Below are 15,578 nucleotides of genomic sequence, written 5' to 3'. Positions count from 1 at the left end.
ACAGATCTAGCCCTCACTAGTAGTAAGAGTAATAAAAGATCTCTTTAAAAGATCCTTTATATTATTAGAGATCACCCACTTAGATCTTGAGCACTGTTTAATCATTTATCTTCTCTAAATTTCTAGGTAGAATACGCTCCCTTTACAAAGTTTTGCTGGTTGATTAGTAGGATCCCATAAATGATTTTTCACGAACGTTTTGATGTTATTGTTGTAGGTGGTGGGCATGCAGGTACTGAAGCTGCATTAGCATCTGCTCGCATGGGCATGAATACCCTATTGCTAACTCATAATATGGATACTCTTGGTCAAATGTCTTGTAATCCGGCAATTGGCGGTATTGGTAAAGGCCATTTAGTTAAAGAGATCGATGCACTTGGCGGTGCAATGGCTCAGGCTATCGATAAAGGTGGTATTCAATTTCGTACTTTAAACTCATCTAAAGGCCCTGCAGTACGTGCTACACGTGCGCAAGCTGACCGTGCTTTGTATAAAGCCGCTATTCAACACACTTTACAACATCAAGAAAATTTAAAGATCTTCCAGCAGTCATGTGACGATCTAATCGTTGAAGGCGATCGAGTAATCGGTGTTGTAACTCAAATGGGTCTTCGTTTTAGTGCGCCTTCAGTGGTTCTTACTGTGGGTACTTTCTTAGGTGGTCAGATCCATATTGGTTTAGAGAACTTCAAAGGGGGTCGTGCTGGTGATCCACCTTCAATTGCACTTGCAGAGCGTTTACGTGAATTACCGTTCCGTGTTGATCGTTTAAAAACAGGCACGCCTCCTCGTATTGATGCGCGTACTGTTGATTTTAGCAAGATGCAAGAACAGCCTGGTGATACTCCTACTCCAGTATTCTCATTTATGGGTAAACAATCGGATCACCCACAGCAGATCCCGTGTTACATCACTTATACAAATGAAAAAACACATGATGTGATCCGTAATAACCTGCATCGTTCACCTATGTACTCTGGTGTTATTGAAGGTATTGGTCCACGTTACTGCCCATCAATTGAAGATAAGATCGTACGTTTTGCTGATAAAGATAAACATCAAATCTTTGTTGAGCCAGAAGGCTTAACATCATACGAATTATATCCAAATGGTATCTCGACGAGTTTACCATTTGATGTGCAACTTGAAATTGTGCAATCAATTACTGGCTTTGAAAATGCACATATCTGTCGTCCTGGTTATGCCATTGAGTATGATTTCTTTGATCCACGAGACTTAAAACAATCATTAGAAACTAAGTTTATTAATGGTTTATTCTTCGCAGGCCAGATCAATGGCACAACAGGCTACGAAGAAGCTGGTGCGCAAGGTTTAATTGCTGGTATGAACGCAGCATTACAAGTACAAGGTAAAGAACCTTGGACACCTCGTCGTGATGAAGCATATACAGGTGTACTGATTGATGACTTAGCAACATTAGGTACTAAAGAACCGTACCGTATGTTTACCAGCCGTGCTGAATACCGTTTATTACTTCGTGAAGATAATGCCGACATTCGTTTAACTGCTAAAGGCCGTGAACTTGGCTTAGTTGACGATGCTCGTTGGGCTGCCTTCAACGAAAAAATGGAAATCATTGAAAAAGAAACACAACGCTTAAAAGAAACCTGGATCCATAAAGATCACGTGGCTGTTGATCAAGTAAATGCGTTATTAAAAACACCACTGACTCGTGAAGCGAGCCTTGAAGATCTGATCCGTCGTCCTGAAGTTCGTTATAACGACCTAATGGCGATCGATGGTTTAGGCTCTGAGTTCGATAACCAAGCTGCACTTGAGCAAGTTGAGATCCATACTAAGTACGCAGGCTATATTGCTCGTCAACAAGATGAGATCAATAAGCAGCTACGTCATGAACAAACTGTATTACCAAAAGACTTTGATTATTCAACTGTTTCTGGTTTATCAAATGAGGTTATCGCGAAACTTACTGATAGTCGTCCAGATACAATTGGCCAAGCATCACGTATTTCAGGTATCACCCCTGCAGCTATTTCGCTATTATTAGTCTATCTGAAAAAGCAAGGCTTACTGCGCAAGACTGCGTAGTTGGTGAGGAATACAGTGTTACAACAACAATTAACTTCACTGTTAGCGCAAACTGATATTGCGCTAACAGAAAAGCAGCAACAACAACTTGTACAATATGTTGAATTATTAGACAAGTGGAACAAAGCATATAACTTAACCTCTGTTCGTTTACCTGAAGAAATGATGGTTAAACATATCATGGATAGCTTAGTTGTTGCGCCACACCTTAAAGGCAAACATTACATTGATGTTGGTACGGGTCCTGGTTTACCGGGTATCGTATTAGCCATCGCTTTACCTGATACACAATTTGTATTGTTAGATAGTTTAGGTAAACGCGTGCGCTTTTTGATGCAGGTAAAACATGCACTTGGCCTTGAAAATGTAACCCCAGTGCAGTCTAGAGTTGAAGAATATCAACCAAGTGTTAAATTAGATGGTGTATTAAGTCGTGCATTTGCCTCTTTACAAGATATGGTTGACTGGTGTGCGCACTTGATTGATCATTCAGGTAAATTTATCGCCTTAAAAGGCGTATTTCCGAGCGAAGAACTAGACTCATTACCTAAAGGTATTAAGTTTGATGAAAAAATCAGCTTGGAAGTACCTGAGTTAGATGCGCAAAGACATCTAATCATTCTTTCTAAAGACTAGGGATCAGAGCACTGTGGCAAAAGTCATCGCATTAGCAAACCAAAAAGGTGGTGTTGGTAAAACAACCACCGCTGTGAATCTTGCGGCATCGATGGCCGCGACGAAGCGTAAAGTGTTATTAATCGATCTTGATCCGCAAGGAAACGCTACCATGGGTAGTGGTGTCGATAAATACGGTGATGTTGCGACTATTTACGATTTATTGATTGAAGAAACACCAATCGATGAAGTTATCAATAGAGAAACCTCAGGTGAGTATCACTTAATTGCTGCTAATGGCGATGTGACTGCCGCTGAAGTTAAATTAATGGAATTGTTTGCGCGTGAAGTGCGTTTACGTAATGCGCTTGAACAAATTCAAGACCAATACGATTTCATTTTTATCGACTGCCCGCCTTCACTTAACATGCTTACTGTTAATGCTATGGCTGCCGCAGATTCAATTTTAGTTCCGATGCAATGTGAGTATTATGCCCTTGAAGGTTTAACGGCATTAATGGATACCATTACCCAGTTGTCTAAGCTAGTAAATCCAGCATTAACAATTGAAGGGATTTTACGCACCATGTATGATCCGCGCAATCGCCTTGCAAATGATGTATCAGAACAACTCAAACAACATTTTGGCGATAAAGTATATCGTACCGTTATCCCACGTAATGTCCGTTTAGCAGAAGCGCCGAGTTTTGGTGCCCCTGCCATGTATTATGACCGTGCATCAAGTGGTGCGAAAGCTTACTTAGCCCTAGCCGGCGAAATGTTACGTAGAAAAGAGAAAACATCTTCAGCAGTAGCCTAACTTCGAGGTAAAAAAATAACATGTCTGCTAAAAAACGCGGTTTAGGCCGAGGACTCGACGCTTTATTAAGTTCATCAAAACCTGCCTCAAGTGCAAATAATCAGCAACAAGCGACTGCAACACCAGAGCAAGTCTCTGAGGTCGTTGCAGAGCAAAGTAAAGGTGAGCTGCAAAAGTTAGCGATTGAGTTTTTACAATCGGGTAAATATCAACCGCGTAAAGACATGTCTGAAGAAGCGCTTGAAGAGTTAGCTAACTCAATACGTGCTCAAGGCATCATTCAGCCGATTGTTGTGCGCCAAATTGGTGCAGAAAAATATGAGATTATCGCCGGTGAGCGTCGTTGGCGTGCTGCTCAACTTGCAAAATTAGATGCTGTTCCATGTATCATCAAAGATGTACCTGATGAAGCGGCCGTTGCTATCGCGCTTATAGAAAATATTCAACGTGAAGATCTAAATGCGATGGAAGAAGCGATTGCGTTAAATCGTTTACTTAACGAATTTGAACTAACTCATCAACAAGTCGCCGAGGCAGTTGGTAAATCTCGTACTACTGTGACTAATTTACTGCGCTTAAATAATCTCAATGAAGATGTTAAAATTTTGTTAGAGCATGGCGACATTGAAATGGGTCATGCACGTTGTTTATTAGCACTTGAAGGCGAAGCGCAATCAGATGCTGCTCGATTAGCCGTTGCTAAAGCTTTAACTGTTCGTGAAACTGAAAAGCTAGTGCGTTCTATTTTAGAACCAGCCCCAAAGAAAGAAGTGCAAGAAAAAGATCCTGATGTCAAACAGTTAGAACAAAAGCTTGCTGAAAATTTAGGCGCTAAAGTAGAAATAAACTACAATAAAAAAGGCAAAGGCAAACTGGTTATCTCTTATACAACTCTTGATGAGTTAGATGGCATTTTAAGCCGTATAAATTAAGACTATTCCCGTCATTAATTAATAACATGTCCAAAAAGAGACATTTGTGGTGTTTTTGCACTACAAAGGGTCGACTCAAGTTGCAAAACTGGTAGGAATCAGTATAATTTCGCCAGTTTTCATACCCTGACAATTTAACGTTCTAAAGGTTAACAAAACGTGACTAATAGGTTAGCAAAGCCGTATAGGCTTGCCGCATTTAAATTAATTTGTCTTCAGGGTATCGTAGCATTTATCGCTGCAGTAATTGTTTTTATAGGTTGGGGAGTCAATGCCGGCCAGTCAGCGCTTGCTGGCGGAGCTGTTGCACTACTCCCTAATTTTGTATTTGCTGTCTATGCATTCCGTTATATGGGTGCAAGTCGAGTAAATCAAGTGTATGCCTCGCTAAAGCGCGGCAACGGATTAAAATTTATGCTAACAATCGTTTTGTTTGCACTGATACTGAAGTCTTATACGGTCGTTTTATTACCGTTTTTCTGTGTGTATGTATTGGTGTTATTTAGCGGATTGTTTGCGCCCGTTTTTTTTAATCATTAACTTTTGGGATATAACATGGCTGCAGAAGAAGTAACTCTATCAAGCCATATTCAGCACCACTTAACTAACGCTAAGATGTGCTCGACCGACGCTGGTCTTGCCTTCAACAAAGCGTGTGCAGACAGTGGTTTCTGGACATGGAATATAGATACCCTCGCATGGTCAATCGGTTTAGGTCTGGTATTTTTATGGATCTTCCGTGGTGCCGCTAAAAAAGCAAATACCGGTGTACCGGGTAAATTTCAGTGTTTCATTGAAATGATTGTTGAGTTCGTTGGCGACAACGTACGTGACACATACCATGGTAAAAGCGCATTAATCGCTCCATTAGCTCTAACGATTTTCGTTTGGGTGTTCTTAATGAACTTAATGGACTTGATTCCGGTTGATTTCCTACCTGCATTAGCTGGCTTTGTTGGCGAGCAAGCATTTGGTATGGATTCTCACGACGTTTACATGAAGATTGTACCTACAACAGACATCAATATGACTGCTGCACTTGCTATTGGTGTATTCATTCTGATGATCGGTTATGCAATCAAAATCAAAGGGATTGGCGGATTCTTAGCTGAATTAACGCTTCACCCGTTCAGCTCTAAAAACAAGCTAGCGATGGTGTTCTTAATCCCATGTAACTTATTACTAGAAACAATCGCTTTAGTTGCTAAGCCGTTCTCGTTAGCATTGCGTTTATTCGGTAACTTATATGCTGGTGAGTTGATTTTCATCTTGATCGGCGCAGTTGGTTTAATGCAACTACCGTTGCACTTTATTTGGGCTGTATTCCACATCTTAGTAATCGTACTGCAAGCATTCGTATTTATGATGCTTACAATCGTTTACCTAAGCATGGCAAGCTCAGATAATCACTAATTTTTTACACTTTTAAATTTTAACTTTAATTTACAATTGAAACTTTGGAGAAAAAAATGGAACTAATGATTGGTCTTAAGTACATCGCTGTTGCTCTACTTATCGGCTTCGGTGCAATCGGTACTGCTATCGGCTTCGGTAACATGGGTGGTAAATTCCTAGAAGCTTGTGCACGTCAACCTGAGCTTGCACCTTCATTACAAGTTAAGATGTTCATCCTTGCTGGTCTAATCGATGCCGTAGCTATGATCGGTGTTGGTATCGCAATGGTATTGTTGTTCGTACTTTAATATTATTTTTTGAACAGCTTACTATTTTAAGGAGGAGCGGTCGTGAACTTAACAGCCACTCTTATCGGTGAATTAATTGCATTTACGGTTTTCGTACTTTTCTGTATGAAATACGTATGGCCACCACTAAATGGTGCAATTGAAGCTCGCCAGAAGAAAATCGAAGATGGTTTAGCTGCCTCTGATAGAGCCGAAAAAGACTTAGAACTTGCGCAAAAGAAAGCTGCTGAGCAGCTTAAAGAGGCAAAAGCTCAAGCGGCTGATATCATTGAACAAGCTAAAAAGCGTGCCACGCTAATCGTTGACGAAGAAACTGTTCGTGGTCAACAAGAGCGTGAAAAAATTATTGCTCAAGGGCACTCTGAAATCGAAGCAGAGCGTAACCGTGTAACAGAAGAACTACGTAAACAAGTAGCGACGCTGGCCGTGGTTGGTGCTGAGAAGATTTTAGAGCGCGAAATCAATCAAGCCGCACACAGTGACATCGTTGAAAAACTTGTCGCTGAGCTGTAATTAGGAGGGTATGAGCATGTCTGAATTGGCTACTATCGCTCGCCCATACGCTAAAGCGGCTTTTGAACTTGCCGTTGAAAAAGGCACTGTTGAAAGTTGGAACGACATGCTGTTCTTTGCTGGCCATGTTGCCAGCAATGAGCAAGCCGCTGCCGCGCTAGCTGGATTGCCTACTGCTACTGAAAAAGCAGATCTGTTTATCAAGATCTGTGCAGAGCAGCTCAACGAACAAGGTCAGAACCTAATCAAGGTGATGGCTGAAAATGGACGTTTAGTTGCACTGCCTGCTGTTGCAGAGTTATTCGCTGAATTTAAAGCGGACTACGACAAAGAAATCGACGTTGATGTGGTTTCTGCAACACCGCTAGCTGCTGAGCAGCAAGCATCATTGGTAGCGGCACTTGAAAAACGTTTCGCACGCAAAGTTAAGCTGAATTGTAGTGAAGATACTACAGTTGTTGGCGGTCTTATCATTAAGGCGGGTGACACTGTAATTGACGGCTCAGTACGTGGCAAATTAGCCCGCTTAGCTACATCACTACAATCGTAATTGGGAAAAAGAGCATGCAACTTAATTCCACTGAAATTTCAGATCTGATCAAACAACGTATTGAGCAGTTCGAAGTTGTAAGTGAAGCTCGTAACGAAGGTACTATCGTATCTGTTACTGACGGTATCATCCGCATCCACGGTCTTGCTGACTGTATGCAAGGTGAGATGATCGAGCTTCCTGGCAACCGTTATGCTATCGCACTAAACCTTGAGCGTGACTCAGTAGGTGCTGTAGTAATGGGTCCTTACGCTGACCTTAAAGAAGGCGTAAAAGTTAAATCAACTGGTCGTATCCTAGAGGTTCCTGTTGGTCGTGGTCTACTTGGTCGTGTTGTAAACACACTAGGTGCACCTATCGACGGTAAAGGCGCTTTAGATAACGACGGTTTTGAACCTGTTGAGAAAATCGCACCAGGCGTTATCGAACGTCAATCAGTAGATGAGCCAGTACAAACTGGTTATAAATCTATCGATGCGATGATCCCAGTAGGTCGTGGTCAACGTGAGCTTGTTATCGGTGACCGCCAAACTGGTAAAACTGCATTAGCAATCGATGCAATCATCAACCAAAAAGGTACAGGCGTTAAGTGTGTGTACGTTGCAGTTGGTCAAAAAGCATCTACAATCGCTAACGTAGTACGTAAATTAGAAGAGCACGGTGCACTTGAAAACACTATCGTTGTTGTTGCATCTGCTTCTGAATCTGCGGCACTTCAGTACCTAGCACCATTCTCTGGTTGTACTATGGGTGAATACTTCCGTGACCGTGGTGAAGACGCGCTAATCGTATATGATGATTTATCTAAGCAAGCTGTTGCTTACCGTCAAATCTCATTACTACTTAAGCGTCCACCAGGCCGTGAAGCATACCCAGGTGACGTATTCTACCTTCACTCACGTCTTCTAGAGCGTGCATCACGTGTAAACGCTGATTACGTTGAGAAGTTCACTAATGGTGAAGTGAAAGGTAAAACAGGTTCACTGACGGCATTGCCAATCATTGAAACTCAAGGCGGCGACGTTTCTGCGTTCGTACCGACAAACGTTATCTCTATCACCGATGGTCAGATCTTCTTAGAAACTGACTTATTCAACTCAGGTATCCGTCCAGCTGTTAACGCTGGTATCTCGGTATCTCGTGTTGGTGGTGCAGCGCAAACTAAAATCGTTAAGAAACTAGGTGGTGGTATCCGTCTAGCGTTAGCTCAGTACCGTGAATTAGCTGCGTTCTCGCAGTTCGCGTCTGACCTTGACGATGCAACACGTGCTCAATTAGAGCATGGTGAGCGCGTAACAGAGCTAATGAAGCAGAAACAGTACGCACCAATGTCTGTTGCTGAAATGTCTCTGTCGCTATTTGCTGCTGAAAAGGGCTACCTAAAAGACATCGAAATCGCGAAAATCATGGATTTCGAAGCTGGCCTAATTTCTTATGCAAACAGCACATACGCAGAGCTAATGGCTCAAATCAATGAAACTGGTAACTACAACGCTGAGATTGAAGCTCAACTTAAAGAACTTCTAGAGAAGTTCAAGTCGACGCAAACTTGGTAATTTAGTTATGAATGGTGAGCTTTAGGTAACTAAAGCCCACCTGATTCGGAGAGAGAGTCATGGCCAGCGGAAAAGAGATTAAAAGCAAGATCGGGAGTATCAAGAATACTCAGAAGATCACCAGCGCGATGGAAATGGTTGCTGCGTCTAAAATGAAAAAAGCGCAGGAACGTGTGGCGTCAAGCCGTCCATACGCTGAAAACTTACGCCAAGTGATTGGTCGTGTTGCTCAAGCAAATCTTGATTTTACTCACCCTTTCTTAGAAGAGCGTGAAGTAAAACGAGTTGGTTATATTGTTATCTCTACTGACCGTGGTCTATGTGGTGGCTTGAACTCAAACGAGTTCAAAAAAGTTGCCCTAGACGTGAAAGCGTGGAAAGAAAAAGGCGTTGAAGCTGAGTTTACTACTTTAGGTAGCAAAGCAGCTGGCTTTTTCCAACGTTTTGGCGGTAAGTTAGTCGCTAAAAAAGCGAACTTAGGAGATACACCTTCATTACAAGACGTTATTGGTCCTGTAAAGACAATGCTAGATGCATACTCTGAAGGTAAAATTGACCGCTTATACGTAGTATTTAACAAGTTCGTTAATACTATGAAGCAAGAGCCAACAATCGATCAGTTACTCCCTTTGCCAAAAGCTGAAGAAGAAGTATCTCAACATTCTTGGGATTACTTATATGAGCCAAACCCAGATGCGATTTTAGAAGCTCTGTTAGTACGCTTTATTGAGTCTCAAGTATACCAAGGTGTAGTTGAGAACGCTGCCTCTGAACAGGCTGCCCGTATGGTTGCAATGAAAGCTGCAACAGATAACGCAGGCGACCTTATGGATGAGTTACAGCTTGTTTATAACAAGGCTCGTCAAGCTGCAATCACACAAGAAATTAGTGAGATTGTTGGCGGCTCGGCAGCAGTTTAACGCTTCGGCAAAGTTTAATGAGAGGAATAGACATGAGTTTAGGTAAGGTCGTCCAAATTATCGGCGCCGTTGTGGATATCGAATTTCCACAAGACAACGTGCCAGCCGTATATGACGCACTAAAAGTAACAGATGGCGACTTAGCTGGTTTAACTTTAGAAGTTCAACAACAGCTAGGTGGCGGTGTGGTACGTGGTATCGCACTTGGTACTACTGACGGTTTACGTCGTGGTACTGCAGTAGAAGGTACAGGTCAGCCAATCCACGTTCCTGTAGGTACGAAGACACTAGGTCGTATCATGGACGTATTAGGTAACCCTATTGATGAAGCTGGTCCAATTGGTGAAGAAGAGCGTATGTCTATTCACCGTGCAGCACCTTCTTATGAAGAACAATCAAGTTCAGTAGAACTTTTAGAGACTGGTATCAAGGTAATCGACCTTGTATGTCCATTCGCTAAAGGTGGTAAAGTTGGTCTATTCGGTGGTGCCGGTGTTGGTAAAACCGTAAACATGATGGAACTTATCCGTAACATCGCAATCGAGCACAGCGGTTACTCAGTATTCGCAGGTGTTGGTGAGCGTACTCGTGAGGGTAATGACTTCTACCATGAGATGAACGACTCAAACGTACTAGATAAAGTATCTCTAGTATACGGTCAAATGAATGAGCCACCGGGTAACCGTTTACGCGTAGCGTTAACTGGTCTTACTATGGCAGAGAAGTTCCGTGACGAAGGTCGTGACGTACTTTTCTTCGTTGATAACATCTACCGTTATACTCTAGCGGGTACAGAGGTATCAGCACTTCTAGGTCGTATGCCTTCAGCAGTAGGTTACCAACCAACTCTTGCTGAAGAAATGGGTGTACTTCAAGAGCGTATCGCATCTACTAAGACGGGTTCAATCACTTCAATCCAAGCGGTATACGTACCTGCGGATGACTTAACTGACCCATCTCCAGCAACAACGTTTGCTCACTTAGATGCAACAGTAGTACTTTCTCGTGATATCGCTTCACTTGGTATCTACCCTGCGGTAGACCCACTTGATTCATCTTCACGTCAACTTGACCCATTAGTAATCGGTCAAGAGCACTACGATACTGCGCGTGGCGTTCAAACAGTTCTTCAACGTTATAAAGAACTTAAAGACATCATCGCAATCCTAGGTATGGACGAGCTTTCTGACGAAGATAAGCAAGTTGTATCTCGTGCACGTAAAATCCAGCGTTTCCTATCTCAGCCGTTCTTCGTTGCTGAGGTATTCACAGGCGCGCCTGGTAAATACGTGTCACTTAAAGACACAATTGCTGGCTTCAAAGGTATCTTAAACGGTGAGTTTGATGATATGCCAGAGCAAGCGTTCTACATGGTTGGCTCTATTGAAGAAGCTCAAGAAAAAGCCAAAAGCATGTAATTAGGAGGGTAGTATGGCGGCTATGACTGTACATCTTGACGTAGTAAGCGCAGAAGAGAGCTTGTTCTCTGGTCTGGTTGAATCGATTCAAGTGAGTGGTAGTGAAGGTGACCTTGGTGTTAACTATGGTCACGCTCCATTATTAACTGCCCTAAAACCTGGTATGGTACGTTTAGTTAAGCAATTTGGTCACGAAGACGTGATGTATATTGCTGGCGGTACGCTAGAAGTTCAACCGGATCGCATCACGATTCTTGCAGATACTGCAGTACGTGGTGAAGACCTAGACGAGCAAGCGGCTGAAAAAGCTAAACGTGATGCTGAAGAGCAAATGGCGAATACGTCAACTGCTGAGTTAGATTATCAACAAGCTGCAGTGCAACTTGCTGAAGCAATCGCTCAACTTCGCGTAATTCAACAATTACGTAAAAAGTAAGCCTACTCGGTTTTCAAAAAGCCCACTTAATGTGGGCTTTTTTGTGCCCGAAATTCACGGCTTTCTACCCTACTTAATATTTATACTTATATCCTTCATCAAAGCTCGCTACAATAGTGTAAATTAATAGTGAATAGCTGTTTCATCCAAGGTTCAGTCCAACTCATTAGGATTGCGTATTTACACATGATGTGACTTACACAACTTTGTATGTTTCCCAGAACTCACAAAATATTGCACACCTAAAACAAAGAAAGAAGGATATTGTTTTAATGTCTCTGACTACCGTTATTCTTGCTGCGGGTAAAGGCACTCGTATGCGCTCTGCTCTACCAAAGGTTTTACACAAAGTTGCTGGTAAACCTATGGTGCAGCACGTTATTGATAATGCCACTGCCCTTGGCGCTCGTGAAACGAACCTTGTTTACGGTCATGGCCGTGAACAGCTGCAAGATGCCCTATCGCACAATCAAGTAAACTGGGTATTACAAGAAGAACAACTAGGTACGGGTCATGCCGTGGCAGTTGCTAAAGAACACATTGCTGATGATGACACTGTATTAATTCTTTATGGTGATGTGCCACTGACAAAACGCGCTACCTTAGAGAAGTTACTCGCAGCGACACCAGAAAAAGGCTTAGCTGTATTAACCGTTACCTTAGAAGACCCATCAGGTTATGGTCGTATGATCCGTGAAAATGGCAAGCTAGTGGGTATTATCGAACAAAAAGATGCCTCTGCTGAGCAACTTGCAATTAAAGAAATTAATACCGGTATTATGGCTGCCAATGGTGAGCTACTTAAACGTTGGTTAGGTAACCTATCGAACAACAACGCTCAAGGTGAATACTATTTAACAGATATCGTTGCTATGGCACATAGCGAAGGTGTTGAAATTACTTCTGCACAGCCCGAGCACCCGATGGAAGTCGAAGGCGCAAATAATCGCGTTCAACTTGCAGCTCTTGAACGTGCATACCAAGCATGGCAAGCCGAAGAGCTAATGCTTAATGGTGCTACACTTGCTGATCCTGCGCGTATTGATGTGCGTGGTGAAGTTACTACCGGCGAAGATGTACTAATCGACGTTAATGTTATTTTCGAAGGTAAAGTAACACTAGGTAATAACGTGCAAATTGGCCCTAACTGCGTACTTAAAGATTGTACTGTTGGTGATAACGTTGTAATTAAAGCTAACTCACTTGTTGAAGAAGCGAGTGTTGCTGCTAAATGTACTTTAGGCCCTTATGCTCGCCTTCGCCCTGGTGCGATTATGGAAGAAGACTCGCATATCGGTAACTTTGTTGAGATGAAAAAGACTCGCTTAGGCAAAGGCTCAAAGGCAAATCATCTTACCTACTTAGGTGACACTGAAGTTGGTGAAAAAGTGAATATTGGCGCAGGTACTATTACTTGTAACTATGATGGCGTAAACAAATCAAAAACTATTATCGGTGATAACGCCTTTATCGGTTCAAACTCATCACTAGTAGCACCGGTGAATATTGGCTCAATGGCAACGATTGGCGCAGGTTCTGTTATTACTAATACTGTTGAAGACGATCAGCTTGCAGTAGCTCGTGGCAAACAACGTAATCTAACTGGCTGGAAGCGTCCAACCAAAAAGTAGTGAGCTACCCTACTAATTTATAAATAAAAGCGAGTTTATACTCGCTTTTTTTGTGGCTAAATTTTGTTCTCATAAAAGTGCCATATAGTTGTAATGCCTGCGTGTTGTAATTGCCTCAATACAATACCAAGGAAAAATAATAATGTTAAAAAGATCAATTATTGCGCTATCACTTTTAACTATTCTTACAGGTTGCTCGTTAGACGGTGACGACGGCAAAGATGGCCTACAAGGTGAACAAGGTCCTGCAGGTCAAAATGGTACTAACGGAATTGATGGGGAAAATGGCTCCGATGGTACTAACGGAGCTGACGGAGCAAATGGTACAGATGCAAACGCGGCTTTAAGTATAAACCTTATCGGTCGTGCAGTGCTTAACGCAGAAAGTCCGGAAGGTGCAGCAGAGATTGTCGCTTATCAAGCTTCTAAACAACGAATTTTTGCGATCAATAGTTCCGGTGATTCGGCAGTTGTGAATATCATGAAAGCCGATAGCTTTGACCGTGCAGCTTTAGTTAAAGATAACGAAGGGGTTATAAATGGCACTAATTTAACCTCAGAGATTACCCTTGCACTTAATAAGCACAGTGCGGGTGATGCAAACAGTATCGCTATTGATGCTAATAATGAACTTCTTGCAGTTGCAATGGCCGCAGATATTACCGGTGATGAAGGTTTAATCGCATTTTATGATATCAGTGGCGATGAGCCTCTGTTTATTAAGAATGTAACGGTAGGCGCCCTACCCGACATGGTTACTTTTAGCCATGATGGCAATAAGGTACTGGTTGCAAATGAAGGTGAGCCTAATGGTGATTACAGTATTGACCCTGAAGGCTCAATTAGCATTATTAATATCAATGATGGTGTAATTGCAGATACTGCTATTAGCATTACTTTTTCAGCTTATAACGACAAACAAGCAGAGCTTGAAGAGCGAGGGATTGTATTTGCTAACCCGACAGGTCGAACAATCAACGGTAATTTGATTAATACAACCGTGGCTATGGATTTAGAACCTGAATACATCAGCGTTTCGAAAGATAATAAATTTGCCTACGTGTCACTACAAGAAAATAACGCCCTTGCTATCGTCAATCTTGAAGATAATAGCCTAGAGCTTAAAGGCTTAGGTTTTAAAGATTGGTCTAATTTGCTTTTTGATGCATCTGATAAAGACGGTGGGGTTAACTTTAAATCATACCCTGGCCTCTATGGCATGTATCAACCAGATACTATTTCAAGCTTTACCTGGAAAGGTGCTAACTTTATTGTCACAGCGAACGAAGGTGATGCACGAGAATACTTCTTTGATACAAACGACGAAGCTGATTGCATAGCTAAAGGTGGTCTTGATTATGATAAAGATGACGGTTGTTTATCATATATAGATGAGACAAGAGCTAAAGACTTAACACTAGCAAGCAATTTTGACTACCTGAACAATGACAACAGTGATATTGGCCGTTTAAAAGTGACCACTGTTAAAGGTGATGAAGATAATAATGGCGAATACGAATCACTATATGCATATGGTGCCCGCTCCTTTACCATCTGGGATAATAACGGCATGGTAGTTTTTGACTCTGGCGATCAAATTTCACGCATTACTGCATCAGTTCACGGAGCAGCATTCAATAATAACGAAGATGAAAATGACGGCGATAGTCGCTCTGATGACAAAGGTGCAGAACCAGAAGCATTAGCACTAGGTACTATTGGCGAGCGTACATTTGCATTTATTGGTTTAGAGCGTATGGGTGGCATTATGGTGTTTGATATTACTAATCCATACAATGTGACATTCCAAGATTACTTTTTTAATCGTGGTCTAGAAACTGATGCAGATATTACGGGTGATCTTGCCCCTGAAGGTATGGCATTTATACCAGCAGAACAAAGTGCAACGAATGAAGCATTGCTAGTTGTTGGTAATGAAATTTCGGGTTCAATCGCTGTTTGGGAAATTTCTACTAACTAATCCGCCTTATAAAAATAAAAAGCGACATAGCTAATTTAAAGCATGTCGCTTTTTCTATGCCATTTTACCTTCACAAAAATGACTGCTTTTTGAGCTAAAATCCCTTTGTAGCCCTTTATTTGTATGGTTATTGTACTAATTTGAAAATAATCAAAAAAACCTTCAAAAAGTGCTTGCGTTAATTCTTCGCATCCCTATAATGCGCATCCACTGACACGGCGGGCAGCAACGAAAGACGCTGAACAACGTAGCAGAGAGTTAAGTAAAACTTCGGTTTAAAACGGTCTAAAAAGAAAGTTTGAAATTAAGTGTTGACTCGAAAAATTAAGGATGTATTATACGCATCCCTAGCGACAACGTCGCAACGTTCTTTAACAATATAAAGCAATCATCTGTGTGGGCACTCGTACAGATTGAGTTCTAACAGCAGATT

Annotated in this window: 15 protein-coding genes; all 15 read left to right on the top strand. The window is 41.9% G+C overall.

All coding sequences use genetic code 11. The features are described 5' to 3' along the window. The first annotated feature begins 180 nt into the window (after positions 1–180). The 15 genes from mnmG (at position 181) to QUE86_RS07630 (ending at position 15,145) form a co-directional block, all read left to right on the top strand. Positions 181–2,070, top strand: a complete 1,890-nt coding sequence (mnmG, locus tag QUE86_RS07700) for a tRNA uridine-5-carboxymethylaminomethyl(34) synthesis enzyme MnmG (protein ID WP_130050133.1) — start codon at positions 181–183, stop codon at positions 2,068–2,070. Between the two features lie 15 nt (positions 2,071–2,085). Further along, on the top strand, positions 2,086–2,706 hold the full coding sequence (rsmG, locus tag QUE86_RS07695; protein WP_054554802.1) for a 16S rRNA (guanine(527)-N(7))-methyltransferase RsmG: 621 nt from the start codon (positions 2,086–2,088) through the stop codon (positions 2,704–2,706). Between the two features lie 13 nt (positions 2,707–2,719). Then, on the top strand, positions 2,720–3,505 hold the full coding sequence (locus QUE86_RS07690) for a ParA family protein (RefSeq protein ID WP_250661486.1): 786 nt from the start codon (positions 2,720–2,722) through the stop codon (positions 3,503–3,505). A 20-nt stretch (positions 3,506–3,525) separates the two neighbouring features. Then, the gene (locus tag QUE86_RS07685) at positions 3,526–4,437 is read left to right on the top strand and encodes a ParB/RepB/Spo0J family partition protein (RefSeq protein ID WP_250661485.1); all 912 of its coding nucleotides are present in this window, start codon (positions 3,526–3,528) and stop codon (positions 4,435–4,437) included. 159 nt (positions 4,438–4,596) lie between these two features. Then, positions 4,597–4,977, top strand: coding sequence for an ATP synthase subunit I (locus QUE86_RS07680; protein ID WP_130050135.1), 381 nt, complete (start codon positions 4,597–4,599; stop codon positions 4,975–4,977). A 15-nt stretch (positions 4,978–4,992) separates the two neighbouring features. Then, positions 4,993–5,850: a F0F1 ATP synthase subunit A gene (atpB, locus tag QUE86_RS07675; protein WP_130050136.1), complete on the top strand. Its 858-nt coding sequence runs from the start codon at positions 4,993–4,995 to the stop codon at positions 5,848–5,850. A 56-nt stretch (positions 5,851–5,906) separates the two neighbouring features. Beyond that, positions 5,907–6,140 carry a F0F1 ATP synthase subunit C gene (atpE, locus tag QUE86_RS07670; protein ID WP_010561330.1) on the top strand — a complete coding sequence of 78 codons (234 nt, stop codon included), beginning with the start codon at positions 5,907–5,909 and terminating at the stop codon, positions 6,138–6,140. 42 nt (positions 6,141–6,182) lie between these two features. Continuing rightward, positions 6,183–6,653, top strand: a complete 471-nt coding sequence (gene atpF / locus QUE86_RS07665; protein WP_054554807.1) for a F0F1 ATP synthase subunit B — start codon at positions 6,183–6,185, stop codon at positions 6,651–6,653. Between the two features lie 16 nt (positions 6,654–6,669). Then, a complete protein-coding gene (atpH, locus tag QUE86_RS07660; protein ID WP_167659027.1) occupies positions 6,670–7,203 on the top strand; it encodes a F0F1 ATP synthase subunit delta in 534 nt (177 codons plus the stop codon). A gap of 14 nt (positions 7,204–7,217) precedes the next feature. Next, entirely contained in the window at positions 7,218–8,759 is a 1,542-nt protein-coding gene (atpA, locus tag QUE86_RS07655; RefSeq protein WP_054554809.1) for a F0F1 ATP synthase subunit alpha, read from the top strand. A 59-nt stretch (positions 8,760–8,818) separates the two neighbouring features. Beyond that, positions 8,819–9,679 carry a F0F1 ATP synthase subunit gamma gene (gene atpG / locus QUE86_RS07650; protein ID WP_062568484.1) on the top strand — a complete coding sequence of 287 codons (861 nt, stop codon included), beginning with the start codon at positions 8,819–8,821 and terminating at the stop codon, positions 9,677–9,679. A 32-nt stretch (positions 9,680–9,711) separates the two neighbouring features. Then, positions 9,712–11,097, top strand: coding sequence for a F0F1 ATP synthase subunit beta (gene atpD / locus QUE86_RS07645; RefSeq protein WP_054554811.1), 1,386 nt, complete (start codon positions 9,712–9,714; stop codon positions 11,095–11,097). Between the two features lie 13 nt (positions 11,098–11,110). After that, positions 11,111–11,533 (top strand): F0F1 ATP synthase subunit epsilon, encoded by a 423-nt coding sequence (locus QUE86_RS07640; protein WP_054554812.1) that lies wholly within the window; start codon positions 11,111–11,113, stop codon positions 11,531–11,533. A 272-nt stretch (positions 11,534–11,805) separates the two neighbouring features. Continuing rightward, the gene (gene glmU, locus QUE86_RS07635) at positions 11,806–13,164 is read left to right on the top strand and encodes a bifunctional UDP-N-acetylglucosamine diphosphorylase/glucosamine-1-phosphate N-acetyltransferase GlmU (protein WP_286260251.1); all 1,359 of its coding nucleotides are present in this window, start codon (positions 11,806–11,808) and stop codon (positions 13,162–13,164) included. A 142-nt stretch (positions 13,165–13,306) separates the two neighbouring features. Beyond that, entirely contained in the window at positions 13,307–15,145 is a 1,839-nt protein-coding gene (locus QUE86_RS07630; RefSeq protein WP_286260249.1) for a choice-of-anchor I family protein, read from the top strand. Positions 15,146–15,578: the final 433 nt, after the last annotated feature.

This window comes from Pseudoalteromonas apostichopi, assembly GCF_030297135.1.
In the GTDB taxonomy this organism is placed as follows: domain Bacteria; phylum Pseudomonadota; class Gammaproteobacteria; order Enterobacterales; family Alteromonadaceae; genus Pseudoalteromonas; species Pseudoalteromonas apostichopi.
This window is presented reverse-complemented; position numbering and strand designations above follow the sequence as displayed.